The organism is Streptomyces sp. NPDC057253 (genome assembly GCF_042669125.1).
GTDB lineage: Bacteria > Actinomycetota > Actinomycetes > Streptomycetales > Streptomycetaceae > Streptomyces.
Genome location: NZ_JBHUXV010000034.1, coordinates 23,314 through 48,466 on the forward strand (window position 1 = coordinate 23,314; position 25,153 = coordinate 48,466).

The following is a 25,153-nucleotide window of genomic DNA, read 5'->3' on the forward strand; positions in this document are numbered from 1 at the left end:
AACGGACATGGCCGACACCAGCACCGCTCAGTCGTCCGCCCTGCCCATGGCGATGTCGGTGCTCGGCCTCGCCCTCGCCGCGGCCGGCTGCTTTCTCGCGCTGTGCCGTCCGTGGCAGAGCGTTTCCGATCCGCTGGCCCTGTGAGCTCAGCGCTCAGGCGGTCTTCAGGGGATGAGGACACGCGCGCGGCAGGCCGACGGGGTGCCCCAGGCGGTGCGCAGGGCGTGGGCCTTGCGGATCCACAGGGACAGGTCCAGTTCGTCGGTGTAGCCGACGGCCCCGTAGCACTGGAGTGCCGTGCGGGCGGCCAGACGGACCGCGTCACCGGCGGTGGACTTCGCCGCGGCGATGTCCCGGCCGCTGTCCGCGGCCGCGGAGGCGAGCGAGAGGGCGGCCGCGTGGACCAGAGGTTCGGTGAACTCGAGGCTGATCAGGACGTCCGCCAGCCGGTGCTTGATCGCCTGGAACGATCCGACCGGCCGCCCGAACTGGTGGCGTGCGCGTACATGGGCGACGGTCCGGTCCAGCAGCGCCCGGCCGACTCCCAGGGCCTGTGCCGCTGTCGCGAGTGCGGCCACGTCCGCGGCGGGTGCGACCGCCCGTCGCACCTGCGGTCCCTCCGCCAGGACGGTGCCGCCCGTCGGCCGGAACAGACGGCGGGCCGGGTCGACTGACGGCTGGACGGGACCGGTGGACTCGGCCGCGCGCAGGGTGTCTCCGGTGACGACCAGGACGAGGTCGGCCACGTCCGCGTCCAGGGCGTAGGGGCTGTCGTCCCCCGGCGGGCACAGGGTGGCGACGGTCTTGCCGGAGGCCATGCCGCGGAGCCAAGTCGTGTGCCGGTCACCGAGCCGGCCGAGGAGGACGGCCGCAGCCACCGTCTCGACCAGCGGGCCGGGGACGGCATGGCGGCCCAACTCCGTGAACACCACGGCGAGTTCGACCGGACGGAAGCCGAGGCCGTCCTGTTCCTCGGGTACCGCGAGGCCGAACACCCCGGCCTCCGCGAGGCGGCCCCACAGGGCGCGTCCGGGCTCGTGATCACCGGTGCTCCAGGCCCTGACGACGGCCGGGGTGTCGGCGGCCTTCAGCAGGGCGTCGAGTGAGCGCGCGAACTCCCTGTGCTCGTCGTCGAGGAGGAAGCGCATCACCGGCGTCCCTTCGGCAGGCCGAGCAGTCGCTCGGCGATGATGTCGCGCTGGATCTCGTTGGTGCCCGCGTAGATCGGTCCGGCCAGGGAGAAGGTGTGCCCTTCGGCCCAACTGCCGTGTTCGGGCGCCTCGTCGGCGTGGTCGGCGAGTTCGCCGTAGGGGCCGAGGAGGTCCAGCGCGGTCTCGTGCAGGGCGATGTCCAGCTCGGACCAGTACGCCTTGTTCATGCTGGACTCGGCGCCGATCGAGCCGCCGGCGGCGAGGCGTGCGGCACCGGCGTAGGTGAACAACTGGTAGGCGCGGGCGCGGATCACGGCGTCGGCGACCCGGTCGCGCAGCGCGGTGTCGGCGGGGTCGGCGCGGTCCCGCCACAGCCGGGTCAGCCGCTCGGCGGCCGCGGTGAAGCGGCCGGGGCTGCGCAGGGTGAGGCCGCGTTCGTTGCCCGCGGTGCTCATCGCGACCCGCCAGCCCTGGCCAGGGGCGCCGATGACGTCCTCGTCGGGTACGAAGACGTCGTCGAGGAAGAGTTCCGCGAAGGCGGGCTTCCCGTCGAGCCGTCCGATGGGCCGTACGGTCACGCCGTCGGCGTGGAGCGGGAACATCAGGTAGGTCAGGCCGCGGTGGGGCTTGCCCTGGTCCAGGCCGTCCCGGTCGCTGCGGAAGAGGCCGAAGGCGCGGTCGGCGAAGGCGGCGCGGGAGGACCACGTCTTCTGGCCGTTCAGCAGCCAGCCCCCGTCGGCACGGCGGGCGGTGGAGCGGAGCGAGGCGAGGTCGGAGCCGGCCTCGGGTTCCGACCAGGCCTGGGCCCAGATCACCTCGCCGGTGGCCATGGGGGGCAGGACGCGGGCGCGCTGGCCGGGGGTGCCGTGCGCGAAGAGGGTGGGGGCGAGCAGGTTGATGCCGTTCTGCCCGACCCGGCCGGGAGCGCCGGCCGCGTAGTACTCCTCCTCGAAGATCAGCCACTCCAGTACGGAGGCTCCCCGGCCCCCGTACTCCTCGGGCCAGGACACCACCGACCAACGGTCGGCGGACAAGGTGCGCTCCCAGGTCCGGTGGGCGGTGAAGCCCTCCTCGGTCTCCAGCGAGGGCAGGGGGGTGTCGGGTACATGGGCGGCGAGCCAGGCGCGGGCCTCGGCCCGGAAGGCGTCCTCGGCCGCCGAGAAGTCGAGGTCCATCAGGCTTCGGCTCCTTCCCTAACAAGTGTTTGGTAGGTTAACGTACGAGGCGTCGGCCGTCGAGAGTCGAGCGCGCCGCCGGCCTGTCCAAGGAGGCCCGTTCGTGACCACCTCCCCGCCGCCCTATGTGCCCGGTCACCACTTGCTCGGCGGCCGGGGCGCCGTCGTGACCGCGGCCGCCGGTGCCGGCATCGGTGGTGCGACCGCGCGCAGGCTGCTGGAGGAGGGCGCGAGCGTCGTCGTATCGGATGCGCATGCGCGTCGGCTCAAGGAGTGCGCGGCCGAACTCGCCGACGCCTTCGGGGCGGAGCGGGTCGCCGCGCTGCCCTGTGACGTCACCGACGAGGACCAGGTGGGCGCCCTGTTCGACCTCGCCGAGGAGCGTCACGGGCGGCTGGACATCGTCGTCAACAACGCCGGGCTCGGCGGCACCGCCGATCTCATCGACATGACCGACGACCAGTGGTCGAAGGTCCTCGATGTGACCCTCAACGGCACCTTCCGCTGCACCCGGGCCGCACTGCGCCGGATGAAGGCGGCGGGCCGGGGCGGAGTCGTCGTGAACAACGCCTCCGTGGTCGGCTGGCGGGCGCAGAGAGGGCAGGCGCACTACGCCGCCGCGAAGGCGGGCGTGATGGCGCTGACCCGGTGCGCCGCCCTGGAAGCCGCCGAGTTCGGTGTCCGGGTCAACGCGGTGGCGCCGAGTCTGGCCATGCACCCCCATCTGGTGAAGGTGACGACTCCGGAGCTGCTGGAGGAGCTGACCGCGCGGGAGGCGTTCGGGCGGTACGCCGAGCCGTGGGAGGTGGCCAACGTGATCGTCTTCCTGGCGTCCGGCTACTCCTCGTACATGACGGGCGAGGTCGTCGCGGTCAGCAGTCAGCACGCGTGAGGCGACAATGACCCGGTGCCGAACAGTGACAGTGACCGTAAGAAGACGGCGATGAGCGGCGGGCCCGAGCGCCGTGAGGAACTCCTCGCCACCGCCGCCGAGGTGTTCGCCGCGCAGGGCTACCGCGCCACCACCGTCCGCAGGATCGCGGACGCGGCGGGGATCCTCGCGGGCAGCCTGTACTACCACTTCGACTCCAAGGAGTCGATGCTCGACGAGATCCTCTCCACCTTCCTGACCGACCTCTGGGCGCGCTACGACGCCGTGCTCGCCGGCGGTCTCGGGCCCAGGGAGACCATCGAGGCGCTCGTCACCGAGTCCTTCCGGGAGATCGACCGGCATCACGCGGCGGTCGCGATCTACCAGAAGGAGGCCAAGACCCTGCAGACCCAGCCGCGCTTCGCCTATCTCGCCGACTCCCAGGTGAAGTTCGAGAAGGCGTGGCTGAGCACCCTGGAGCGCGGGGTGGCCGAACGGGCCTTCCGTGCCGATCTCGACATCCGGCTCACGTACCGCTTTCTGCGCGACACCGTGTGGGTCGCGGCCTCGTGGTACCGGCCGGGCGGACAGCACAGCCCCGAGGAGATCGCCCGCCAGTACCTGACCATGGTGCTGGAGGGCATCAACCTGCGGGAATGATCCCCTGAAGCCCTCAAGGAGCGGCCATGGCCGAGGCATACATCGTCGAAGCGGTCCGTACCCCCGTCGGCAAGCGGAACGGCGGACTGGCCGCCGTCCACCCCGCCGACCTGGGCGCACATGTGCTCAAGGCGCTGATGGAGCGTTCGGGCGCCGACCCGGCGGCCGTCGAGGACGTCGTCTTCGGCTGCCTGGACGCCGTCGGACCGCAGGCCGGTGACATCGCCCGCACCAGCTGGCTGGCGGCCGGGCTGCCGGAGGAGGTGCCGGGCACCACCGTGGACCGGCAGTGCGGCTCCTCGCAGCAGGCCGTGCACTTCGCCGCGCAGGGTGTGCTCTCCGGCACCCAGGACCTGGTGGTCGCGGGCGGTGTGCAGAACATGTCGATGATCCCGATCGCCTTCGCCACCCGGCAGGCCGCCGAGCCCCTGGGGCTCACCCAGGGCCCGTTCGCGGGCTCGGAGGGGTGGCGGGCCCGCTACGGCGACCGGCCCGTCAACCAGTTCGTGGGCGCCGAGATGATCGCGAGCAAGTGGGGCATCTCCCGCCAGGACATGGAGGAGTTCGCGCTGCGTTCCCACCGGCGGGCGATCCGCGCCATCGACGAGGGCCGGTTCGACCGTGAACTCGCCCCCTACGGCGAGGTGTCCACCGACGAGGGGCCGCGCCGCGACACGAGCCTGGAGAAGATGGCGGGGCTGAAGCCGGTCATCGAGGGCGGCACCCTGACGGCGGCCGTCTCCTCCCAGGTGTCCGACGGCGCCTCCGCGCTGCTGCTGGCGAGCGAACGAGCCGTCCGGGAGCACGGGTTGACCCCACGGGCCCGGGTCCACCACCTGTCGGTGCGCGGCGAGGACCCGATCCGGATGCTCACCGCGCCGATCCCGGCGACCTCGTACGCCCTCAAGCGGGCCGGGATGACCATCGACGACATCGACCTCGTCGAGATCAACGAGGCGTTCGCGTCCGTGGTGCTGGCCTGGCTGAAGGAGACCGGCGCCGATCCGGAGAAGGTCAACGTGAACGGGGGCGCGATCGCCCTGGGCCATCCGCTGGGGGCCACCGGCGCCAAGCTCATGGTCACGCTGCTGCACGAACTGGAGCGCACCGGCGGACGGTTCGGCCTCCAGACGATGTGCGAGGGCGGCGGCCAGGCCAACGTCACCATCATCGAACGGCTCTGACGGTACGTCGGGCCGAGCCGCCGCACGCACCGGGGGATCAGGTCAGTCGCTTCAGGGTCGCCAGGGCCTCCGCGATGACGCCGTCCACCAGTTCGGCACAGGAGGGCAGGTCGTCGATCAGGCCGGCGACCTGCCCGGAGGCCATCACACCGAGGTCGGTGCGGCCGTCCACCATCGCCGCCTTGAGCAGCATGGGTGTGTTGGCGGCCAGCAGGACCTGGCTCCAGGTCAGGTCCTTGCCATGCTTCATCGCCAGGCCGTCGCGGATCATGGCGGTCCAGCTCAGGCCGGACTCCCGCCGGAAGGCGGACGCGTGACGCAGCGCGCGGGCCAGCGCACGGGCGCGCCCTGCACGCTCCAGTGTGTCGACGAATTCGCTGCGCAGCATCCGGTGGGGCAGACCGTCGACCTTGGTGGTGACGGTGATGTCCTGCACGCCCGCGGCCAGATAGCGGGCCTTGACCTGGTCGGGGACCGTGCTGTCGGAGGTCAGCAGGAAGCGGGTGCCCATGGCGATGCCGACCGCGCCGTAGGCGAGTGCGGCGACCAGTCCGCGTCCGTCGCGGAAGCCGCCGGCCGCGATGACCGGGATGTCCACGGAGTCGACCACCTGGGGCAGCAGCACCGTGGTGGCGACGCCGCCCGTGTGGCCGCCCCCTTCGCCGCCCTGCACGAGCACCGCGTCGGCGCCCCAGCCCGCGACCTTCTCGGCGTGGCGGCGGGCGCCGACCGAGGGGATGACGACCACCCCCGCGTCCTTGAGGCGCGCGATGAGGTCCCGGTCCGGCGCGAGCGCGAAGGACGCCACCCGCACGCCCTCGTCGATCAGGACGGACACCCGGTCGGCCGCGTCCGAGGCGTCCGCCCGCAGGTTGACCCCGAACGGGGCGTCCGTACGGGACTTCACCTCGCGTACGGCGGCCCGCAGGTGGGGCACGGTCATGGTGGCGGAGGCGAGGATCCCCAGCGCGCCGGCGTTCGCCGCGGCGCTGACCAGCCGTGGTCCGGCCACCCATCCCATCCCGGTCTGGACGATCGGGTGCCGTACGCCGACGAGCGCGGTGAGCGCGGTGGGGATCGTGCCGTCCCTCATGCGGGGACCTCGCGGGCCCGGACGTTACCGGGGTCCAGGACCTCGCGGATCAGCCGCAGTTCGTCGGCGTCGGGTTCGCGGGTGTACGGCACCTCGGCGGGGACGGTGAGTGCGAACCCGGTGGCCTCCTGGACCTGTTCGACGGTGACGCCGGGGTGCAGGGAGCGCAGGCGCATGGTGCGGTCCGGGGTGTCGAAGTCGAACACGCCCAGGTCGCTGATGACTTCGGGGATGCGGTGGTAGCGGGTGGCGGAGGGGCCCGCCTCGGCGGCGCGGGCGTAGCCGACTCCGCTGACCATGTCGACGTGCTCGACGAAGACACGGGGCGAATGCCTGGGGACCCAGTAACTGGTCGGGTTGTTGAGGGTGTTGACGGGTGCGCCCCGCACCCCCAGCAACTGCCTGGTGGGGCGGGCCCAGTCGCCGATGCAGGAGATGTTCTGGTTGCCGTGGCGGTCGATCTGGCTCGCGCCCATCATCACGTGGCGGCGGCCGGTGGCGACGAGGGCCAGGTGCCGGCGGTAGGGCAGCCAGCCCTCCACCACCTCGGGGGCGGCGCCGAGGGCGGGTGTGTCGCCGATGAGCAGCGCCTCGCCGTCGGTGAGGAGCAGATCGGGGGCGAAGGTGAGCCGCGCCAGCCGGGCACCGAGGGTCGGGATGGTGCCCATGGGGCTCGCCAGGATCTCGCCGGCGTCCCGCCAGGCCTCCGCGCAGGCCACCACGCAGTACTCGGCGCGGGTGGTCTCGTTCGTCAGGGGTGCGTGCGTCCTGGGTGCGCTCACGTCCGCTCCTCGTGGAATGCCGTGACCGCGGCCTGGTACGCCCGCTCGTCGCCGGACAGGAAGCGGTCGGTGAACGCCCGCCAGGTCTCCGGGTCGCGGGCGGCCTGCGCGTAGGCGCGCTGGAAGGGTTCGTCGCGGTCGTGGTCGGGGGCGCAGGAGGTGAAGTGGGCTCCGCCCGGCGTCTGGACGACCCCGGTCACGAACGCCCGCTTGACCAGCAGGGTCTGCGGGGCCGCGTCCTTGAGCAGGTCGGCGGTCTCGACGATCTGCTCGCAGGACACGTAGGCGGCATCGGCGGCCTCGCAGAAGAGGTCGTCGAAGTACGGGTCGGGGCCCAGGTACTGGGCGTTGCCGATGGCGTCCGCCCGGTTGAGGTGGACCAGGGCCGCGTCCAGGCGCAGGGCCGGGACGGCGACGAACTCCTCGCCGTCGTCGTAGGGCGAAGTGACGGTCCGCAGCCCGGGGTTGACCCTCATCACGTCCGAGCCGAGGGCGGCCCTGACGGGCAGGAACGGCAGTCGCTGCGCGGCCGCGGTCAGGCCCCACATGAACATCGCCTCGTCCAGCTCCACCAGTTCGAAGTCACCCCGCTGCCGGGCCGCGGTGAAGTGCGGCTCCAGGGGGATGGAGTCGAGGGTGGCGAAGGCGGCGACCAGCTTGCGGATCTTCCCGGCGGCGGCGAGAAGTCCGACGTCGGGACCGCCGTAGGAGACCACGGTGAGGTCGGTGACGTCGGTCCGCAGCAGGGCCCGGACCAGGGCCATCGGTTTGCGCCGCGATCCCCAGCCGCCGATGCCGACGGTCATGCCGCTGCGCAGGCGCCCCACGGCCTCCTCGGCGGTCATCGTCTTGTCACTCACCCGCACTCCCCTCGGAGGACCGGGACGCCACGAACGCGTCGCGGTACCGGTCGGAGACGCCGCTCAGGTTCGCCTCGAAGGTGAAGCCCTGCTCGAAGCGGTAGCTGCGGCGGACGTCGACCGGGTCGATGCCGTTGATGGCCGCCTTGGCCAGGCGGAGCAGCAGACCGTCCTTGGCCGCGATCTCCCGCGCCAACTCCAAAGCCGCCGAGGCCAGTTGCTCACGGGGCACCACTCGCCACACCGAGCCGTGCCGGTACAGCTCCTCGGCGGTGACGGTGCGCGAGGTGTAGTACAGGGTCCGCATCAGGTGCTGGGGCACCAGCCGGGCCAGGTGGGTGGCGGCGCCGAGGGCGCCCCGGTCCAGCTCGGGCAGCCCGAAGGTGGCGTCCTCGCTCGCCACGATCGCGTCCGCGTTGCCGACCAGGCCGATACCGCCGCCCAGGCAGAACCCGTGCACGGCCGCGACGACCGGGACCTCGCAGTCGTACACCGCCGCGAACGCCTCGTAGCAGCCGCGGTTGGTGCCGATGAGCGCCGCGTGGCCGTCGGTGCGCTGCATCTCCTTGATGTCCGCGCCCGCGTTGAATCCGCGGCCGGTGGCGGTGAGGACGACACAGCGCACCTTGGGGTCGGACCCGGCGGCGCGCACCGCCGCGGCGAGCTCGTACCAGCCCTGCACGGGGAGGGCGTTGACCGGTGGGAAGTCGACATTGACGACGGAAACGCCCTCATCGGGGGCTGCGGTGGAGACACCCATGAGCGATTCAGCTACCTTTCCACCAAACGTTTGTTAGGCACGAAGGTAGCAGCGGAGCGCACCCTCCGGGAGGGCCTCATGGCATCGGTCATCGAGCTGGGCGGACGGGTCGCGGTGGTCACCGGCGGCACCCGCGGGGTCGGCGCGGGCATCACCCGGGCACTGCTGGAGGCGGGCGCGGAGGTCGTCGTCTGCGCCAGGCGCCCGCCGGACGAACCCGTGCGGGCCGCCGGCCGCGCCGCCCGGTTCCTGCCGCTGGACCTCAGGGACGCCGACGCGGTGACCGTCTTCTTCCAGCAGGTGCGCCGGGAGTACGGCCGTCTCGACATCCTGGTCAACAACGCCGGCGGCACGCCGTACCGCATGCTCGACGAGGGCGGGGCCCAACGGCACGTCAGGGTGGTCGAGTTGAACCTGCTGGCGCCCCTGACCGCGTCCCTGGCCGGGTACGAGGTGATGCGCGAGCAGCCGGAGGGCGGGTCGATCGTGATGATCGGCAGCGTCAGCGGCGGCCGCCCCTCCCCCGGCTCGGCCGCCTATGGGGCCGCCAAGGCGGGACTTGAGCAGCTCGCCCGGACCATGGCCGTCGAATGGGCTCCGCTGGTGCGGGTCAACACCCTTGTGCTGGGCATGGTCCGCACCGAACTGGCCCACCTGCACTACGGCGACGAGGACGGCGTCGCAGCCGTAGGACGCACCGTCCCGCTCGGCCGGCTCGCCGACCCCGCCGAGGTGGGCGACGCCTGCGCGTTCCTCGCCTCCGAGCGCGCCTCCTACATCACCGGCGCGAGCCTCCTCGTGCACGGCGGCGGCGAGCGCCCGTCCTTCCTGGACGCGGCCACCGTCAACCGATGAACCGCCCACCGACCCACGATCGAGGGTGATCCCCATGAACGGACTGTGCACCGGACGCGTCGCCGTCGTCACCGGAGCGGGCCGCGGACTCGGCCGCGCGCACGCGCTCGCCCGCGCCGCGGAGGGCGCCGCGGTCGTGGGGAACGACCTGGGGGTCGGTGTCGACGGGAGCGGAAGCGGTGCCGGGCCCGCGCAGCAGGTCGTCGAGGAGATCCGGGCGCTCGGCGGGCGGGCGGTCGCGCACGACGGCGACATCGCGAGCACCGAGGGCGCCGCCTCGCTGGTCCGCACGGCCCTGGAGACGTACGGCCGGCTGGACGCCCTGGTCAACAACGCCGGTTTCCTGCGCGACCGGATGCTCGTGAACCTCGACGAGGACGACTGGGACGCCGTCATGCGGGTCCACCTCAAGGGCCATTTCCTGCCGTTGAAGCACGCCGCCGCGCACTGGCGCGGGGAGGCGAAGGCCGGGCGGGCTCCGGTCGCGCGGGTGGTCAACACCAGCAGCGGGGCCGGGCTGCTGGGGTCGGTCGGGCAGGGGAACTACAGCGCCGCCAAGGCCGGAATCATCGGGCTGACGCTGGTCGCGGCCGTCGAGCTGGCCCGCTACGGCGTCCAGGTCAACGCCATCGCCCCGGCCGCCCGCACCCGGATGACGGAGGCGACCTTCGCCGAGACCATGGCCGCTCCCGGCGACGGCGGCTTCGACGCCATGGCCCCGGAGAACGTCTCCCCCCTCGTCGTCTGGCTCGCCTCCCCCGCGTCCGCCGGGGTGAGCGGACGGGTCTTCGAGGCCGAGGGCGGCCGTATCACCGTGATGGAGGGCTGGCGGCCCGGCCCCACAGCGGACAAGGGGGCCCGCTGGACCCCGGCGGAGGCGGGCGAGACGGCACTGAAGCTGCTGGCGGAGGCGGAGGTGCCGCAGCCGGTGTACGGGGCGGGATGAGCGAGTGCCGAGGGCCGGTCAGGCGGAGCTGCTCGTCGAGTCGCGTTCTTCACGGTTCGCCACGGAGCTCGCGGCTCTAGCGTGCCGTACATGACCTCACCCCACTCCCACGGCGAGCGGCTCCTCGACATCCGCGGTGTCGAGTTGTGCGTCGAGACCTTCGGAGACCCCACGGCCCCGGCGATCGTGCTGGTCGCGGGGGCGAGCGCGTCGATGCTGTGGTGGGACGCCGGACTGTGCGAGGGGATCGCCGCCGGTGGCCGGTTCGTGGTGCGGTACGACCATCGGGACACCGGCCGCTCGACCTGCTGCCCGCCGGGAAGGCCGACGTACACCTACCGCGACCTGGCCGAGGACGTGCTGGGCATCCTGGACGCCCTGGGGATCGAGCGCGCTCATCCGGTCTGCCAGTCGATGTTCGGCGGGATCGGGCTCCTTCTCGGGGTGGACCGGCCCGACCGGGTCGCGTCGCTGACGTTCGTCTCCACGTCGACCGGGGCCGACGACCTGCCGCCGCCGGACGCCGACCTGGACATGCCGGCCGAGCCGGACTCCCTGGACCCGGCCGCGGTCGTCGAGTACGTCGTCGCCGGGGCGAGGGCCTGCTCGGGCGGTTCGCCCCACTTCGACGAGGCCGCGATCCGGGCGCTGGCCGAACGGGACGTGGCGCGCGCCAGGAACTACGCGTCGACGCTGGCGAACCACTACGTCATCGAGCCCGACGCGCCCTCGCGAGGCGGTTTCGGTGACATCACGGCGCCCACGCTCGTGGTGCACGGCGACCACGACCCGCTGCTGCCACCGGCCCACGGCGAGGCGCTGCGCGACGCGATCCCCGGTGCGGAGCTGCTGATCCTGAAGGGGGCGGGGCACGACGTGCCGCGGGCGGTGTGGGGCGACTTCACCGCGGCTCTGCTGCGGCACACCGGGCGAGGCGGGTCGTGATCACGGCGCACGGGGCGGTCGCGCGGCCCGACAAAAGCCCCGTGCGCCAGGATCACATATGGATCCCGGCGCACGGGGCGCAGGTCGCTTTGTCGACCTGTAGGCACTGGCAGAGCGTCACGCGTGCCGGTGCGAGTGTCCTCGGTTACCGGTGAAGACCCGGTAGAGGGCGAGCAGGATGAGGGAGCCGACTATCGCGGCGATCCAGGTGGAGAGTTCGAAGAAGCCGTCGACGGAGTCGACGCCGAAGATCACCTTGCCGAGCCACCCTCCGAGCAGCCCGCCCACGATGCCGATGAGCATGGTGATGATGACACCGCCGGGGTCCTTGCCCGGCATGATGGCCTTGGCGATGGCTCCGGCGAGCAGGCCGATGATGATCCACGCGAGGATTCCCATGGTGTGTGTCCCTCTTCCTTCATCGCATAAGGACTGCGTCAGCACATCGTGTTTACCGTCCGCGCGCATACAAACGTGTCGTGTGAAAGTCGGCGGGCGGATGCGGACCCGGGAGGGACGCTTCCGCGGGAAGGCGACTCGAAGGCCGGGATCTGGGAACCGGGAGAGAAGCCCGGGTGCGTACGGCCCGGCCAGCCGACCGGAGGAGAGGCCACGATGGCACGCGCACACGACTCGCGGCGGGCCGTCCCGGACACGCCGGGGACGCCCCCCGACGGCGACGGCGTCACGCGCCGCCGCCCCCTGCGGGAGCAGAACGTCGAGGAGACGGTCGAGATCGCTGTGCCGGTGCGTACGGCGTACAACCAGTGGACGCAGTTCAGGACCTTCCCCCGGTTCTCGGCCCTGGTGCACGGCGTGGAGCAGGTCAGGCCCAGCGTGACCACCTGGATCATCGGCTACGGACGGCTGCGGCACCGTTTCCCGGTGGAGATCGTGGAGCAGGACCCCGACGCCTACCTGGCCTGGCGCGGCCTGGAGCAGCACCCCACCCACCAGGGCGAGGTGGAGTTCAGGTCGACACGCTCGGGCGGTACGGCCCTCACCGTGCGGATGCTCCTGGAGCCGCGCGGAGCCGCGAAACTCCTGCTCGGCTCGTCGAGGGGCGCACAGGTGGCCGCCCGGCTGTTGCGCCGCGAGCTGCGGAACTTCAAGGAGTTCATCGAGGGCCTGGGGCAGGAGGGCGGCGCATGGCGCGGCACCATCCGCCACGGCCGTGTGCAGCACGATCATCCGGAACCGCCGAGGAGCCGGGTGGCCCACTGGCCCGTCGGCTGACCCGCGTACCGGACCCGGCAAGAGAAAGGCGAACCGATGCAGAACCCGCCCGGTGAGGAGCCGGAGACCACCCTCTCCGTGACACCGCCGAAGAAGTGGGCGGCGGGCGTTCCCGCGGTCGTGCACGCCCTGGAGTACTCGCTGGAGCAGACCTCCCCGCGCAGGGCCGGGGTGGACCTGCTGACCATGAACCAGGTGGGCGGGATCGACTGCCCCGGCTGCGCGTGGGCGGATCCCAAGCCGGGGCACCGCCATCGCAACGAGTACTGCGAGAACGGCGCCAAGCACATCAACGACGAGGCCACGACCCGTCGGATCACCGCCGACTTCTTCCGTGAGCACAGCGTCTCCGACCTCGCCGGGCGCTCCGACATGTGGCTCAACCAGCAGGGCCGGCTCACCGAACCGATGATCAAGCGGCCGGGCTCCGACCACTACGAGCCCCTCGGCTGGCAGGACGCCCTGGGCGTACTGGCCGGGGAGCTCACCGCACTCCACTCCCCCGACGAGGCCGTGTTCTACACCTCGGGGCGTGCGAGCAACGAGGCCGCCTTCGTCCTCCAGCTCTTCGCCCGCGCCTTCGGCACCAACAACCTCCCGGACTGCTCCAACATGTGCCATGAGTCCAGCGGATTCGCCCTGAGCGAGACGCTGGGCACCGGCAAGGGCACCGTCAGCCTCGACGACCTCCACCACGCCGAGCTGATCTTCCTGGTGGGGCAGAACCCGGGAAGCAACCATCCGCGCCAGCTCTCCGCCCTGGAGGAGACCAAGCGCAACGGCGCCCGCATCGTGGCGGTCAACCCGCTGCCCGAGGCCGGACTGCGGCGCTTCAAGAACCCGCAGAAACCGAGCGGGGTCGTCGGCCGCGGCATCCAGATCGCCGACCGTTTCCTGCACATCAAGCCCGGCGGCGACCTCGCCCTGTTCCAGGCCCTGAACCTCCTGCTGCTGGAGGCCGAGGACGCGAGCCCCGGCACTGTTCTCGATCACGACTTCATCGAGGCCCACACCTCCGGCTTCGAGGAGTTCGCCCGGCACGCCCGTACGGTCGACTGGGACGAGGTGCGCACGGCGACCGGACTGACCCGCGAGGAGATCGAGAAGGTCCGCGACGAGGTCCTGCGCAGCGAACGCGTCGTCGTCTGCTGGGCGATGGGCATCACCCAGCACAAGCACGGTGTGCCCACCATCCGGGAGATCGTCAACTTCCTGCTGCTGCGCGGCAATCTGGGGCGGGCCGGCACCGGCGCCTGCCCGGTGCGCGGGCACAGCAACGTCCAGGGCGACCGCACCATGGGCATCTGGGAGCAGATGCCGGACTCGTTCCTGGACGCGCTCCAGGAGGAGTTCGGGTTCGACCCGCCGCGCCCGCACGGCCTCGACTCGGTGAACGCGATCAAGGCGATGCGCGAGGGCCGCGTCAAGGTGTTCCTCGCCCTGGCCGGCAACTTCGTACGCGCCGCTCCCGACAGCGAGGTCACCGAGGAGGCGATGCGTTCGTGCAGGCTCACCGCCCACATCTCCACCAAGCTGAACCGCTCGCACACCGTCTGCGGGGAGACCGCGCTGATCCTGCCGACCCTCGGCCGCACGGAACGTGATGTCCAGGCCGACGGCGAGCAGTTCGTGACGGTGGAGGACTCCATGAGCGAGGTGCACACCTCCCAGGGGCGTCTCGAACCGGCGTCCCGGATGCTGCTCAGCGAGGTCGCCATCCTGTGCCGGCTCGCCCGCCGCACCCTCGACGGCAAGGGGGACATCCCCTGGGACCAATTCGAGGCGGACTACGGCACGATCCGCGACCGGATCTCCCGCATCGTGCCGGGATTCCACGACTTCAACCGGCGGGTGTCCCGCCCCGGCGGCTTCCAGCTGCCCAACCCGGTCAACGAGGGCGTGTACAAGACCTCGACGGGCAAAGCCCTGTTCACCCGCAACGAGCGGGTGGTCCCGCAGGCCCCCGAGGGACATCTGCTGCTCCAGACCCTGCGCTCGCACGACCAGTGGAACACCGTCCCCTACACCCTGAACGACCGCTACCGGGGCATCCACGGCAGCCGGCAGGTCGTCATGGTCAACCCGGCCGACCTCTCCCGTCTGGGCCTGGCCCAGGGCGACCATGTGGATCTCGTCAGCGTCGGCGCGGACGGCAGCGAGCGCCGCGCGGCGAATTTCGAGATCGTCTCCTACCCGACCGCGCCCGGCTCCGCCGCCGCCTACTACCCCGAGACCAACGTCCTGGTGCCGCTGGACAGCGTCGCCGACATCAGCAACCAGCCGGCGTCCAAGGGCATCGTCGTACGACTGGAACCCGCGGCCGCCTGACCGGAACGCCGGGTCGTCCTCGTACGGCGACCCGGACCCGGCGTGCTCAGCCGAACCGCAGGATGCGCGGTGCGAACGTGCCCTCGGGGCCGTCAGCGCGGCCCACCGACCACACGGTCTCCGTGCCCGGTACCGGTGCCGGCCGCAGCACCGAGGAGTCGCCCTCCCCGGCCACCGCCGGTTCGCCGTACTCGGTGAAGGACCGGCCGTCCCAGGCGAGGAAGTCTGGCCCGGGGACGAGCGGCGGGGTGCTGCCGGGCGGACCCCACTTCTGGGAGCGGGACACCGCGACCCAGGCCAGGCCGCCTGACGTGCCCGGGGCCAGCGAGCTGATGGAGCCGAAGTCGGTGGGGACGGTCACCCGGCTCCACGTCTGGCCGTCCCAGCGGACCAGGAGGGGCGGGATCGGCCGGCCGGGCGGACCGCCGACGAAGCCCGCCGTGCCCCCGGCCCACACCTCGGTCGGCGAGACCGCCAGCACACTGCCCACCGCCGAGCGCGGGAAGCCGTCCACGACGGTCTGCCGCCACTCCTGCCCGTCCCAGTGCGACACGGCCGCCCCCGCGTCGGTGGCACCCGCCGCCCACACGTCGTCGGCCGCCAGGACGTGCAGGCCGTACACCGAACCGGGCGGCACCGGCAGCTCCCGCCAGCCGTGCCCGTCCCGGCGCAGCAGCACCTGTGTGCCGTCCCGTGCACCGATCAGCCAGGTCTCGCCGCCCCCGGCGACGACCTTGCTCAGCACGACACCGCGCGGCGGTCGGCTCTCCCGCCAGCCGGTGCCGTCGAAGCGGAGCAGGCGGGTGCCGCCCGCCGAGTCGCGGCCGACCGCCCAGATGTCGGCCGGCGAGGTCGCGGCGGTGGACAGCAGCTCTCCCTGCCAGCCGATCCCGGGCAGACTCTGGCGCTGCCAGGCGGTCCCGTCCCAGCGCAGCACCAGGGGGAAGCCCGGCGCCTGGCGGCCCACGGCGTCGGCGCCGACCGCCCAGGCCAGGTCCGGCCCGAACGCCACGGCCTCGTTCAGCGCGGCCTGCGGGCGTACCTGTGCCGGGACGGGGACGTGTTGCCAGGACGCGGTGTCCGCCGCGGCCGGGGTCAGGATCGCCATGAAGGTCATGGCGACGGCGAGGGCCGCGACGAGGAGTCGGCGTGCCATGGTCAACCTTCCCTCCGCTCACTCATGAGATGGGGTTGGGAGCCGTAGATCTCGACGGTGCCGAAGGACAGCAGGGAGGATCCGGCTCTCGCCAGCGCGACGGGTCTGACGTCGATCGCGTCGGTGCGCTCCGGGCCGTAGGAGAAGGTCGTGCGGCGGCCGTCCACGCGCGCGTACCTGGACTGGAAGGCGCGGTCGCTGCGCACCGGCAGCCACAGCGCGCCGTCCGGGCCGCGCACCATGCCCTCGGTGTACGTGTCGCCCAGGGGCGGGCGGGTGGTGCGCCAGGCGTGTCCGTTCCAGGTCAGCAGGTAGGTGCCGGCGACGCCGTCGGTGTACTGGCTGCCGCCGATCGTGACCCGACCGGACGGTTCGAGCAGGATCGTGTGCACGTTGCTGTCCGGCGGCAGCGGCACCCGCGCGTCGCGCCAGCGCGTGCCGTCCCAGCGCAGCACGGTGGCACCGGTGGTGGTGTCCGCCCACGCCCAGGCGTCGGTGGCGGTGCGCGCGGTGATCCCCATCAGGTACAGCACGCCGTCCGGGGTGGCCTGCGCGGTCCAGCGGGAACCGTCGTGGTGCAGCACCTTCAGGCCGGTCTCGTCCTCGCCGACCACCCACGCGGCACCCGGTACCGCGGTGAAGTCCTGGTAGGTCCACAGGGTCTGCGGCAGCGGGACCGCGCTCCAACCGGCCGCCGACCGGCGCAGGATCTCCCCCGCGCCGTCGTGGACGTGGAGGATCCACACCTCGTCCCCGACGAACTGCACCCTGCCGAGCCGGCCGAGCTCGCCGGCTCCGGGGAAGCCGGTGTCCCGGCTCCACACCGTGCCGTCCCACCGGTACAGCAGGGGCCGCAGCCCGTCGGAGGTGTTCTCGTAGCCGGTCGCCCAGGCCTCGGCCGGGCCGCGGGCGGCCAGGTCGGACACGGTCACCGGCGGGGCGGCCGCGGGCACCGGGAGCGCCGTCCAGCCCGGGGGCACGGCGGCGGCCGGCAGGACGACCGTGACCCACGCGACGACCAGGCAGACGACGACGGCACGGAGACGGTTCACGAGACCCTCCAGTACGCGAAGGCCGCACAGGTTATGGGCGTTCACACACCGGTGCACAGACGGCATCCGGCCGTTCCTGAAACCTCCCGGGGGACACTTTCCGCGGCCGACGCATTTCGCAGGCGTGGACGGTGAATGCCGGGGTAGGCGCTGGATCGTCGGCCCCGGGGTGGCCGACGGCGCAGGACTCGACTTCGGGAGGGGAACGATCATGGCGGTGTCGACCAGGACGACGATCGCGTCGGAGACCACCGAGCTGCCGCAGCTGGCCGAGCCCTCTCAGGTGGCACCCAAGGACGCGCGGCAGTTGTCGCGGCTGTTCTTCGAGCAGCTGGCCGTACTGGAAGAAGGCACGCCGGAGTTCAGCTACGCCCGCAACACGCTCATCGAGATGAACATGTCCCTGGTCCGCTTCGCGGCCGGCCGGTTCCGCAGCCGTGGACCGGAGGAGATGGAGGACATCGTCCAGGTCGGCATGATCGGCCTGATCAAGGCGATCGACCGGTTCGAGCTGTCCCGCGAGGCGGAGTTCACCTCGTTCGCCATCCCCTACATAGTCGGCGAGATCAAGCGGTTCTTCCGGGACACCACCTGGGCCGTGCACGTGCCCCGGCGGCTCCAGGAGGCCCGCGTCCAGCTGGCCCGCGCCACCGAGGAACTCCGCAGCCGCCTCGGCCGTACCCCGACGGTGAAGGAACTGTCGGAGCTGATGAGCCTGCCCGAGGACGAGGTCATCGAGGCCCGGATCGCCGCGAACGGCTACAACTCCGCTTCCCTGGACGCCACCATCAACGGCAGCCAGGACGGCGAGTCCGTGCTCCAGGACTTCATCGGCGCCGACGACACCGCCCTGGAGCTGGTGGAGGACTTCCACGCGCTGGCTCCCCTGATCGCCGGCCTGAAGGACCGCGAGCGGCAGATCATCCACATGCGGTTCGTGGAGGAGCTCACGCAGTCGGAGATAGGCGAACGCCTCGGCATCTCCCAGATGCACGTCTCGCGGCTGCTGTCGCGCACGCTGGCCCGGCTGCGGCAGGGCATGCTCGACACCCACTGACGGGCCACCGACCGGCCACTGCCCCGGCTGACCACGGCCGTCCGCTGTGCGATGCTCGACAGGTGACGTCACGGGAACAGCCGCCTCGGCCGGCGTCCGACTCCTCGGCCTTGGCGAAAGTGGTCGCACGCCAGCGGGCCGAGATCGTGGATCTTCAGCGCGTCGCGGCCCTGCTGCCGGTGCTCGAACGGGCCAAGGGCGCGGTCATGGTGCAGGAGGGATGCTCCGCCCAGGAGGCCTACGAACTGCTCCTGGACCGGTGTGCGGGGGCCGGCCGCACGCTCGTGGAGGAGTGCTGGCTGACGCTGGGCGCCATCCGTCCGGCCCGGCGGCGGCGCGGCCATCGGCGCAGGCGACCCGACGCCGACAGCGGCGGTTCGGTGTTCGACTCCGCCCAGTACCTGGTGCCCGCCGAGCCGTCCTCCGCCGCCCCGGACCCCGCCGGTGACGCCGCGCTGCTGCTGGGCAGGCTGGGCCTCGGCCTCGCGAGTGTGGCGGACCGGCACGAGCTGGCCCGCTGTCTGCTGGAACACCTCCGCGACGGCGCCGAGGCCGATGCCGTGCTGATCTACCTCGCGAGCGGCGACGGTGTGCGGCTGGCCGGGCACGCGGGCATCGACGGTGTGGACGCCGTCCGCTGGCAGCGGCTGGCCGTCGCCGGGGACGGGGCGGCCGTACGCGAGGAACCGCTGTGGTCGGAGGGACCCGAGCCGCGCGAGGCGTACCTGGTGCCCGACGACACCGTGCGCCGGTGGCCCTCGCGGGCCTGGCTTCCGGTGGACGCGGGCGGCGAGGCCGACGAGGTCGTCGCCGTACTGCGCGGTACCGACCGGCCCTTCACCCCCGCCGAACGCGAACTGCTCGTGGCCGCCGTGCAGTTGTGCGCGGGGCGGCTGGCGACCCTGGACGCGGAGGTGTCCCGGAGGAAGCCGTCCGTCGACAGTGTGCAGCAGATCTTCGACGCACTCCCGGGATCGGTGATCCTGCTCTCCCCGCTGTCCTCGCCCGAGGGTGTCGTGGAGGACTTCCGCATCGAGGCCGCGGCACCGGACTCGGTCGACGTCGCCGGCCGTACGGGACGCCAACTCGTCGGCCTGCGGGTGCTGGAGTGCTATCCGACCTTCGCCGGCACGGACATGTGGAAGGGCTACCTGGACGTCCTCGCCACGGGCAGGCCGTTCGCGGGCGAGCCGTTCACCTACGAGGAGGTGGTGGCCGGCATCCCGCGGCACTCCAGTTTCTCGCTGCGAGTGGCACGGCTCGGCGAGCACCTCGTCGTCTCCTGGGTCCGGCACGACATCACGGCACGGCAGGAGGAGCGGCTGGCCACGCTCCAGCGGCTGGGCAATCTGGGCTGGGCCGACTGGGACCTGATCAGCGACACCATCACCTGGTCCCCGCACGTGTTCACGATCTTCGACCGGGACCGGAGCCTCGGGCCGCTGCGGCTGGAGGAGCTGCCCGAGTGCGTCCTGCCCGAGGACCTGCCCGCGCTGACGGCGGCGGCCCAGCGGCTGCTGAGCGACGGCACCGCCATCGACCAGCCCTTCCGCATCACGACCGGGGCGGGCGTACGGCATCTGCGGATCGTCGCCGAGGCGATCACCGACGCCGACGGCACCCCGCTGGAGGTGCACGGCTTCTTCCAGGACCTCTCCGGTCAACGGGACGCGGAACTGGCCCTGCTCAGCAGCGAACGCGCCGTCTCCGCCCAGCGCGGGCTGCTCCAGGCCGAGCGCAGGATGGCGGCCCGGCTCCAGCAGGCCCTGCTGCCGCTGCCCACGGGGCCCGTCATGCTCGCCGGGCTGTGGACGAACGCCTTCTACCATCCGGCCGAGCGGGGCATCAGCGTCGGCGGCGACTGGTACAGCGCCATCGAACTCCCCAACGGGGACGCGCTGTTCGTCATCGGGGACGTCATGGGGCACGGCATCAACGCCGTGGCGACGATGGCCCAGCTCCGCTTCACGGCCAAGGGCATGATCATCACCGGGTCCGGTCTGACGGACGCGCTCACCCGGCTCAACGCGCTGCTGATGCACCTTCGCTCCCCCACCGACCGGCACACCACCGCGACGATGATCGTGGCGCGCTACCGTCCCGCCGACTGCACCCTCACCTGGGCCCAGGCCGGCCATCTGCCGCCGCTGCTGGTCCGGAACGGCGAGGCGCACACGGTACGGCGGCCCGCGGGCATCCTCCTGGGCGCCACGACCACCCCGGTGTTCGCGGAAGCCACCTTGCAGCTCCAGGAAGGCGACCAGCTGCTGCTGTTCACCGACGGCCTGATCGAGCACCCCGGCCAGGACCTGAGTGCGGGCCTGAACGCCCTGGCCACCACGGCCGCGGCGGTCCTGGACATGTCCCACCCGGACAGCCTCACCACCCTGCACACGTCCTTGGCCCACGCCGACCACCCCGACGACGTGTGCGCCCTCCACATCGGCGTGCCGCGGGGGCCTTCGGCCAACCGAGCAGAGCCCGGGTTCACGCGAGCTGAGGGGCCGTAGCGCCGGAGGTCGGGCGGAGGGCCGCGCCCACACCGGCACCCGCAGCCGCACCCGACCCGTGACCTCGGTGACAGAAGTGACCGAATTGCTGACCGTGTGCATCGGCTGGGTTAATCTCGTGCCTCACGGGGGCCGAACTGGCGTGCATCGAATGTGACTTCGGGGGATTCCTTGTCGGGACAGCGGCCCGTGCCGTCGGACGACTCGGCTGCCGCGCTGCGGCGGACCGGCGCCTCACCACTGCGTGCGACGGACCCGGCGCGGGTCGGCCCCTATGTGCCGGTGGCGGTGCTCGGCAGCGGGGGCATGGGGCGGGTCTACCTGGGGCGTCCCGCGGACGACGGTCCCGGTCTGGTCGCGGTGAAGGTGATCAGGCCGGAGTACGCGGAGGATCCCCGGTTCCGGCGGCGGTTCGAGCGGGAGGCGTCCGTGCACGCCCGGCTGCGCACCCCGCACGCCCCGCGCCTGTGCGGCACGGGCTTCGAGGACGAACTGCTGTGGATGGCCACGGAGTACCTCCCCGGCTTCGATCTCGCGGAGGCCGTACGGGAGGGCGGCGCCCTGGAGCCGGCCGCGGTGTGGCGGCTGGTGGCGGAACTCGGACAGGCCCTGGCGGACCTCGGTGCCGAGGAGATCGTGCACCGGGATCTGAAGCCGTCCAACGTGCTGCTGACCGTCCGGGGCGCGCATGTGATCGACTTCGGCATCTCCAAGGCCGCGGACGCGAGCGCCATCACCGGTACCGGCAACCGGGTGGGGACCCCGGCCTACATGTCTCCCGAGCATTTACGGGAAGGCATCTCCGACGGGGCGTCCGACCTGTTCTCGCTCGGCGGGACCCTGGTGTACGCGGCGGCCGGGCGCGCTCCGTTCGGCGACGGAACCGGTGTCGACGTCATGCACCGCGTCGCGTTCGAGGAACCGAACCCCGAGGTGATCGGCGAGATATCGGCGGTGGACGCGGAACTCGGTGCGCTGCTGACCGCCTGCCTGGCCAAGGACCCCGCGCGACGGCCCACCCCGCGGGAGCTGATCGACACGGCCGGGGCGCGCATCCTGCCCGCCGCCTGGCCCGAGCCGCTGGGCGAGAAGGTCTCGGACCGGCAGCGGGCGTACGAGACCCTGCATCGACTGCCGGTCGCGAGCATGGTCCGGGTGCGGGGTGCGGAGAGCCTGCCGCCGCGGTCACTCCGGCCTGCTCCTGAGCCTGTCCCGGCCGTTCTGGCCGTACCGGAGCCGCCGGTGCCGGCCTCGGCTCCGCAGGAACACCCTCCGGTGCCGCGGGCGGCCTCGACGGAACGGTCCCCGGCGTCGGCCGTGACTCCGCCGGTACGCCCGTCGCGTCCCGTCGGAGTCCTCGCACGGCTCCGGGGGTTCCGGGAGAACAAGACGGGGCTGGTCGTCGCCGCGGCCCTCGTCATCTGCGTGGTGGCCGCGTCGGCCGTTCTGCTCACCCGTCCGGACACCCCCGGCGGTGGCTCCGCCCCGCAGGCCGGAGGCGCCAGGGGCATCGGCGCCGCGCCCCGGGACGTCTCGACCCTGCCCGCCTCCCAGATCTCCGGCGGACAGTCCCGGCCGGACCTCGACGGCGCCCTGAACGAAGAGGCGAGCGAGGGCGGTACCGGGGCCGGGGTCGGGACCGGGGCTGGGGCCGATCCGAAGCAGCAGCCCACGGCCTCGAGTCCGGCCGACGACCCGGACGACGGCACCTCCGCACCCGACGCCTCCCCCTCCCCCACACCGTCCGACGACAGCCCCACCACGGACCCCGGCACCGCCCCCTGGCTCTCCGAGTGCACCTACTACAACGGCAACGGCCGCACCCGCCTCGGGGACAGCGGCAAACGCGTGCAGCAGGTGCAGTGCATGCTGACCGAGCGCGGCTACGGCGTGGGAAGCACCGGTGTGGACGGTGAGTTCGGGTCCGGCACCGAGGCCGCGGTCGAGGCCTTCCAGAGCGACCGGGGTCTGGACGCGGACGGCGTCGTGGCCCACGACACCTGGAGCGCTCTGCGCAGCACGGAGTGAGGTCGAGGTGACCGAGGGCGGGTGCCGCCTGTGCGCCGATCGGCTCAGACACGGCGCGCCTCGGTGATGCGGGCGGCCGCGTGGGGAACATCGGTCGGACGGCGGCGCCGGACGGGCCGCCGGGTACCGCCCGCTGCGTGAAGAGGTCCCGCAATGAAACCGTACGACGGCACTCGCCTCGGTCGTCCGCAGGCGCCGGAACGCCGCCCGTGCCACCGAAGCGCACCCGGCGGTCGTCAGCCGCTGCACCGCACCACGCGGGCGGTGAGCTGATGGCGGCCTCGACCGGGGACCCGGAGGGCGGCGGCCGCTACGGCGAGGACGTCTTCCGTCCCGAACAGGAGGGTGAGGGCGAGCGCATCGACTTCGGCGCTCTCGCCTACGACGAGATCACCCTGACGCGGCTGCGGGCCCTCGGGGTCGGCCCGGGCTGGAGCTGTCTCGACGTGGGGGCCGGGACGGGCACGGTGTCCCGCGCGCTGCTGGAAGAGCGCGGCGTGGAGAGCGTGCTGGCCGTGGACCGTGACGTGCGGTTCCTCGCGCGACGGCCCACCCCCGGGCTGAAGGTGCTGGAGAGCGACATCACCGCGCCGGGCTTCGCCCCCGGCCGGTACCGGCTCGTCCACGCCCGCTTCGTGCTGATGCACCTGGCCGACCGGGAACGGGTGATCGCGAACCTGGCCGAACTCGTCGCGCCCGGTGGGGTGCTGGTGCTCAGCGACGCGGTGGACCTGACGACCGACCGGACCCCCGACACGCCGTACACGGAGGTGATGCAGGCCATGTGGCTGGGGCTGCGCGCCACCATCGGCACCGATGTCTCGTGGGTGCCGTCCTCCCCTCAACTGCTGCGCGGGGCGGGGCTGGTGCGCGCCGCGGCCGAGCTGTACGCACCCCCGCTGACGCCGGGCAGCCCCATCAGCCGCTTCTGGGCGGACACCTGGGAGCGCAGCCGTCAGGCCATGCTCGCCACCGGCACGGTCGACGACGACACCATCGACGCCGCGCTCCTCTACCTGGACTCCGACGAGTGTGCCGCGCTGTCGGCGGGCATGATCACGGCCTGGGGCTGGAAGCCAGGCCCCACGGGCTGACGGATCCGGCTCCCGGCGATCGCCCTTCTACATCCGCTAGTGCGTCGGAGCGACTCGGGCGGCGCCGAACGGGTGGACTCCCCTGGGGGTGACCGGACGCAGGGCGCACTCCCAGGGCAGCGATGGTGACGACCCGCTCCCCCGGACCTGGAAGAGGCACCGAGCCGTGAGACGTCGTAACCCCGCCTGTCGTGTCCCCGCCCCTCGCATCTCAGCTCGCCGTATCTGCGCCGCTGCCCTGCTCGTGGCGTCCCTGCTGGCTCCTGTGGCGGCGACCCCCGCCGCGGCCGCGCAGACGAACCCGCCCCACCGGTCCGTGGACGACGACTGCCCTCCACGGCAACTCGACCGCGCGGTGGCCTCGCGGCTGGACAAGGCCATCGAGGAGGTCCGTCAGCAGGCCGGCATTCCCGGTGTCGTGGCGGGACTGTGGATGCCCGGCAAAGGCAGCTACGTGCGCGCGACCGGCGTCGCGGACAAGGCCACCGGCGAGCCGATGAGGACCGACGTCTTCGTGCGCATCGGGAGCGAGACCAAGACCTTCTCGGTCACCGCGCTGCTCGAACTCGTCGACGACGGCCTGGTCGGACTCGACGAACCGATCTCCGACTACGTCCACGGTGTGCCCCAGGGCAACCGCATCACGCTGCGTCACCTCGCCGAGATGCGCAGCGGGCTCTTCCCGTACACCGAGGACGCGGACTTCCAGCACGACCTGCTGAGCGACCCCAGGCGCTTCTTCACCCCGCGGCAGGTGCTGACGTACGGCTTCAAGCACAAGAACACCTTCGCGCCGGGCACGCAGTTCCAGTACTCCAACACCAACCTCGTCCTGCTCGGGCTGGTGGTCGAGAAGGTCAGCGGGCGCCGGCTGGCCGACTTCCTCGAACGGCGGGTGCTGCGTCCCGCGCGTCTGCCCCACACGCTGCTTCCCGAGGGCTTCGAGTTCCCCCGGCCGCACCCGCGCGGCTACACCAACCAGACGCTGAGCGGTGAGGTCGCCGACAGCACGAACTGGAACCCCAGTTGGGCCTGGGCGGCCGGGGCGATGATCTCCGACCTCAACGACCTGCGCCGCTGGGCGAAGATCGTCGCCACCGGCACGCTGCTGCGGCCGAAGACGCAGGCCGAGCGGCTGAAGATGCTGCCCACCGGCCACCCGGGGACGAGCTACGGCCTCGGCATCTTCGAGAGCGGCGGCTGGATCGGGCACAACGGCTCCATCCCCGGCTACGAGACCGTCACCGTGTATCTGCCCTCGGAGAAGGCCACCCTGGTGCTGATGATCAACACCGACATCACGTACCAGGGACAGGAACCGTCGTCGTTGCTCGCGCGGGCGATCACGGAGATCGTCACTCCCGACCACGTCTACGACCGGCCGGCGCCCCTGGGCTAGGGGGCGGTGC

At 72.3% G+C, this 25,153-nt stretch carries 23 protein-coding genes; 14 read left to right on the forward strand and 9 right to left on the reverse strand.

The genetic code is table 11. From position 1 onward, the window contains the following. Nucleotides 1-7: 7 nt before the first annotated feature. A complete protein-coding gene (locus tag ACFULQ_RS20210) occupies nucleotides 8-145 on the forward strand; it encodes a hypothetical protein (RefSeq protein WP_383545821.1) in 138 nt (45 codons plus the stop codon). A gap of 20 nt (nucleotides 146-165) precedes the next feature. On the opposite strand, the gene ACFULQ_RS20215 is transcribed toward ACFULQ_RS20210, so the two are convergent. Then, entirely contained in the window at nucleotides 166-1,149 is a 984-nt protein-coding gene (locus tag ACFULQ_RS20215) for an acyl-CoA dehydrogenase family protein (protein WP_383545824.1), read from the reverse strand. Next, a complete protein-coding gene (locus ACFULQ_RS20220; protein WP_383545827.1) occupies nucleotides 1,149-2,327 on the reverse strand; it encodes an acyl-CoA dehydrogenase family protein in 1,179 nt (392 codons plus the stop codon). The genes ACFULQ_RS20215 and ACFULQ_RS20220 overlap by 1 nt, the downstream gene beginning before the upstream one ends. Before the next feature lie 103 nt (nucleotides 2,328-2,430). Here ACFULQ_RS20220 and ACFULQ_RS20225 point away from each other — a divergent pair, with 103 nt between their 5' ends. Genes ACFULQ_RS20225 through ACFULQ_RS20235 form a run of 3 tightly spaced genes read left to right on the forward strand, consistent with a single transcriptional unit; the run spans nucleotide 2,431 to nucleotide 5,042 of the window. Further along, entirely contained in the window at nucleotides 2,431-3,219 is a 789-nt protein-coding gene (locus tag ACFULQ_RS20225; RefSeq protein ID WP_383545829.1) for an SDR family oxidoreductase, read from the forward strand. A gap of 51 nt (nucleotides 3,220-3,270) precedes the next feature. After that, nucleotides 3,271-3,858 carry a TetR/AcrR family transcriptional regulator gene (locus tag ACFULQ_RS20230; protein ID WP_383545941.1) on the forward strand — a complete coding sequence of 196 codons (588 nt, stop codon included), beginning with the start codon at nucleotides 3,271-3,273 and terminating at the stop codon, nucleotides 3,856-3,858. Between the two features lie 26 nt (nucleotides 3,859-3,884). After that, nucleotides 3,885-5,042 (forward strand): acetyl-CoA C-acetyltransferase, encoded by a 1,158-nt coding sequence (locus ACFULQ_RS20235; protein WP_383545832.1) that lies wholly within the window; start codon nucleotides 3,885-3,887, stop codon nucleotides 5,040-5,042. Nucleotides 5,043-5,079: 37 nt separating this feature from the next. On the opposite strand, the gene ACFULQ_RS20240 is transcribed toward ACFULQ_RS20235, so the two are convergent. The 4 genes from ACFULQ_RS20240 to ACFULQ_RS20255 are packed head-to-tail and all read right to left on the reverse strand — an operon-like array spanning nucleotide 5,080 to nucleotide 8,537. Beyond that, nucleotides 5,080-6,135: an NAD(P)H-dependent flavin oxidoreductase gene (locus ACFULQ_RS20240; protein WP_383545835.1), complete on the reverse strand. Its 1,056-nt coding sequence runs from the start codon at nucleotides 6,133-6,135 to the stop codon at nucleotides 5,080-5,082. Continuing rightward, on the reverse strand, nucleotides 6,132-6,917 hold the full coding sequence (locus tag ACFULQ_RS20245; protein WP_383545837.1) for a CoA-transferase subunit beta: 786 nt from the start codon (nucleotides 6,915-6,917) through the stop codon (nucleotides 6,132-6,134). The genes ACFULQ_RS20240 and ACFULQ_RS20245 overlap by 4 nt, the downstream gene beginning before the upstream one ends. Further along, nucleotides 6,914-7,777, reverse strand: coding sequence for a CoA transferase subunit A (locus ACFULQ_RS20250; RefSeq protein ID WP_383545839.1), 864 nt, complete (start codon nucleotides 7,775-7,777; stop codon nucleotides 6,914-6,916). Before ACFULQ_RS20250 ends, ACFULQ_RS20245 begins: the two co-directional genes overlap by 4 nt. Further along, nucleotides 7,770-8,537 carry an enoyl-CoA hydratase family protein gene (locus ACFULQ_RS20255; protein ID WP_383545842.1) on the reverse strand — a complete coding sequence of 256 codons (768 nt, stop codon included), beginning with the start codon at nucleotides 8,535-8,537 and terminating at the stop codon, nucleotides 7,770-7,772. The genes ACFULQ_RS20250 and ACFULQ_RS20255 overlap by 8 nt, the downstream gene beginning before the upstream one ends. A gap of 78 nt (nucleotides 8,538-8,615) precedes the next feature. Between ACFULQ_RS20255 and ACFULQ_RS20260 the strand changes: the two genes are divergently transcribed. The 3 genes from ACFULQ_RS20260 (at nucleotide 8,616) to ACFULQ_RS20270 (ending at nucleotide 11,283) form a co-directional block, all read left to right on the forward strand. Further along, the gene (locus tag ACFULQ_RS20260; protein ID WP_383545844.1) at nucleotides 8,616-9,392 is read left to right on the forward strand and encodes an SDR family oxidoreductase; all 777 of its coding nucleotides are present in this window, start codon (nucleotides 8,616-8,618) and stop codon (nucleotides 9,390-9,392) included. A 34-nt stretch (nucleotides 9,393-9,426) separates the two neighbouring features. Further along, nucleotides 9,427-10,338, forward strand: a complete 912-nt coding sequence (locus ACFULQ_RS20265; protein WP_383545847.1) for an SDR family oxidoreductase — start codon at nucleotides 9,427-9,429, stop codon at nucleotides 10,336-10,338. A 90-nt stretch (nucleotides 10,339-10,428) separates the two neighbouring features. Beyond that, the gene (locus ACFULQ_RS20270) at nucleotides 10,429-11,283 is read left to right on the forward strand and encodes an alpha/beta fold hydrolase (protein WP_383545850.1); all 855 of its coding nucleotides are present in this window, start codon (nucleotides 10,429-10,431) and stop codon (nucleotides 11,281-11,283) included. A 117-nt stretch (nucleotides 11,284-11,400) separates the two neighbouring features. Here the strand turns inward: ACFULQ_RS20270 and ACFULQ_RS20275 are convergent, their stop codons facing one another. Then, nucleotides 11,401-11,682 carry a GlsB/YeaQ/YmgE family stress response membrane protein gene (locus ACFULQ_RS20275; protein ID WP_383545852.1) on the reverse strand — a complete coding sequence of 94 codons (282 nt, stop codon included), beginning with the start codon at nucleotides 11,680-11,682 and terminating at the stop codon, nucleotides 11,401-11,403. Nucleotides 11,683-11,898: 216 nt separating this feature from the next. On the opposite strand from ACFULQ_RS20275, the gene ACFULQ_RS20280 reads away from it, so the two are divergent. Together ACFULQ_RS20280 and ACFULQ_RS20285 are read left to right on the forward strand one after the other, a co-directional pair. Continuing rightward, entirely contained in the window at nucleotides 11,899-12,519 is a 621-nt protein-coding gene (locus tag ACFULQ_RS20280) for an SRPBCC family protein (protein WP_383545855.1), read from the forward strand. 36 nt (nucleotides 12,520-12,555) lie between these two features. Next, nucleotides 12,556-14,847 (forward strand): FdhF/YdeP family oxidoreductase, encoded by a 2,292-nt coding sequence (locus ACFULQ_RS20285; RefSeq protein WP_383545857.1) that lies wholly within the window; start codon nucleotides 12,556-12,558, stop codon nucleotides 14,845-14,847. 46 nt (nucleotides 14,848-14,893) lie between these two features. Here the strand turns inward: ACFULQ_RS20285 and ACFULQ_RS20290 are convergent, their stop codons facing one another. Continuing rightward, entirely contained in the window at nucleotides 14,894-16,003 is a 1,110-nt protein-coding gene (locus ACFULQ_RS20290) for a hypothetical protein (protein ID WP_383545860.1), read from the reverse strand. A 2-nt stretch (nucleotides 16,004-16,005) separates the two neighbouring features. Next, complete coding sequence (locus ACFULQ_RS20295; protein ID WP_383545863.1) at nucleotides 16,006-17,055, reverse strand: hypothetical protein; 1,050 nt, start codon at nucleotides 17,053-17,055, stop codon at nucleotides 16,006-16,008. A 211-nt stretch (nucleotides 17,056-17,266) separates the two neighbouring features. Between ACFULQ_RS20295 and ACFULQ_RS20300 the strand changes: the two genes are divergently transcribed. The 5 genes from ACFULQ_RS20300 (at nucleotide 17,267) to ACFULQ_RS20320 (ending at nucleotide 25,143) form a co-directional block, all read left to right on the forward strand. Beyond that, nucleotides 17,267-18,112 (forward strand): RNA polymerase sigma factor SigF, encoded by an 846-nt coding sequence (locus tag ACFULQ_RS20300; RefSeq protein WP_383545866.1) that lies wholly within the window; start codon nucleotides 17,267-17,269, stop codon nucleotides 18,110-18,112. Nucleotides 18,113-18,231: 119 nt separating this feature from the next. Beyond that, nucleotides 18,232-20,622 carry a SpoIIE family protein phosphatase gene (locus tag ACFULQ_RS20305; protein WP_383545943.1) on the forward strand — a complete coding sequence of 797 codons (2,391 nt, stop codon included), beginning with the start codon at nucleotides 18,232-18,234 and terminating at the stop codon, nucleotides 20,620-20,622. Between the two features lie 189 nt (nucleotides 20,623-20,811). Beyond that, nucleotides 20,812-22,650, forward strand: a complete 1,839-nt coding sequence (locus ACFULQ_RS20310; RefSeq protein ID WP_383545870.1) for a protein kinase — start codon at nucleotides 20,812-20,814, stop codon at nucleotides 22,648-22,650. Between the two features lie 272 nt (nucleotides 22,651-22,922). Next, the gene (locus ACFULQ_RS20315; protein ID WP_383545872.1) at nucleotides 22,923-23,744 is read left to right on the forward strand and encodes a class I SAM-dependent methyltransferase; all 822 of its coding nucleotides are present in this window, start codon (nucleotides 22,923-22,925) and stop codon (nucleotides 23,742-23,744) included. 265 nt (nucleotides 23,745-24,009) lie between these two features. Further along, on the forward strand, nucleotides 24,010-25,143 hold the full coding sequence (locus ACFULQ_RS20320) for a serine hydrolase domain-containing protein (RefSeq protein WP_383545874.1): 1,134 nt from the start codon (nucleotides 24,010-24,012) through the stop codon (nucleotides 25,141-25,143). Nucleotides 25,144-25,153: the final 10 nt, after the last annotated feature.

Excerpts from the sequence above, each read along its gene's own strand:
- ACFULQ_RS20230 (WP_383545941.1), top strand. The coding sequence starts at position 3,271 with ATGAGCGGCGGGCCCGAGCGCCGTGAGGAACTCCTCGCCACCGCCGCC.
- ACFULQ_RS20300 (WP_383545866.1), top strand. The coding sequence starts at position 17,267 with ATGGCGGTGTCGACCAGGACGACGATCGCGTCGGAGACCACCGAGCTG.
- ACFULQ_RS20215 (WP_383545824.1), bottom strand. The coding sequence starts at position 1,149 with ATGCGCTTCCTCCTCGACGACGAGCACAGGGAGTTCGCGCGCTCACTC.
- ACFULQ_RS20235 (WP_383545832.1), top strand. The coding sequence starts at position 3,885 with ATGGCCGAGGCATACATCGTCGAAGCGGTCCGTACCCCCGTCGGCAAG.
- ACFULQ_RS20255 (WP_383545842.1), bottom strand. The coding sequence starts at position 8,537 with ATGGGTGTCTCCACCGCAGCCCCCGATGAGGGCGTTTCCGTCGTCAAT.
- ACFULQ_RS20315 (WP_383545872.1), top strand. The coding sequence starts at position 22,923 with ATGGCGGCCTCGACCGGGGACCCGGAGGGCGGCGGCCGCTACGGCGAG.
- ACFULQ_RS20240 (WP_383545835.1), bottom strand. The coding sequence starts at position 6,135 with ATGAGGGACGGCACGATCCCCACCGCGCTCACCGCGCTCGTCGGCGTA.
- ACFULQ_RS20275 (WP_383545852.1), bottom strand. The coding sequence starts at position 11,682 with ATGGGAATCCTCGCGTGGATCATCATCGGCCTGCTCGCCGGAGCCATC.
- ACFULQ_RS20290 (WP_383545860.1), bottom strand. The coding sequence starts at position 16,003 with ATGGCACGCCGACTCCTCGTCGCGGCCCTCGCCGTCGCCATGACCTTC.
- ACFULQ_RS20220 (WP_383545827.1), bottom strand. The coding sequence starts at position 2,327 with ATGGACCTCGACTTCTCGGCGGCCGAGGACGCCTTCCGGGCCGAGGCC.
- ACFULQ_RS20265 (WP_383545847.1), top strand. The coding sequence starts at position 9,427 with ATGAACGGACTGTGCACCGGACGCGTCGCCGTCGTCACCGGAGCGGGC.
- ACFULQ_RS20260 (WP_383545844.1), top strand. The coding sequence starts at position 8,616 with ATGGCATCGGTCATCGAGCTGGGCGGACGGGTCGCGGTGGTCACCGGC.
- ACFULQ_RS20210 (WP_383545821.1), top strand. The coding sequence starts at position 8 with ATGGCCGACACCAGCACCGCTCAGTCGTCCGCCCTGCCCATGGCGATG.
- ACFULQ_RS20270 (WP_383545850.1), top strand. The coding sequence starts at position 10,429 with ATGACCTCACCCCACTCCCACGGCGAGCGGCTCCTCGACATCCGCGGT.
- ACFULQ_RS20280 (WP_383545855.1), top strand. The coding sequence starts at position 11,899 with ATGGCACGCGCACACGACTCGCGGCGGGCCGTCCCGGACACGCCGGGG.
- ACFULQ_RS20285 (WP_383545857.1), top strand. The coding sequence starts at position 12,556 with ATGCAGAACCCGCCCGGTGAGGAGCCGGAGACCACCCTCTCCGTGACA.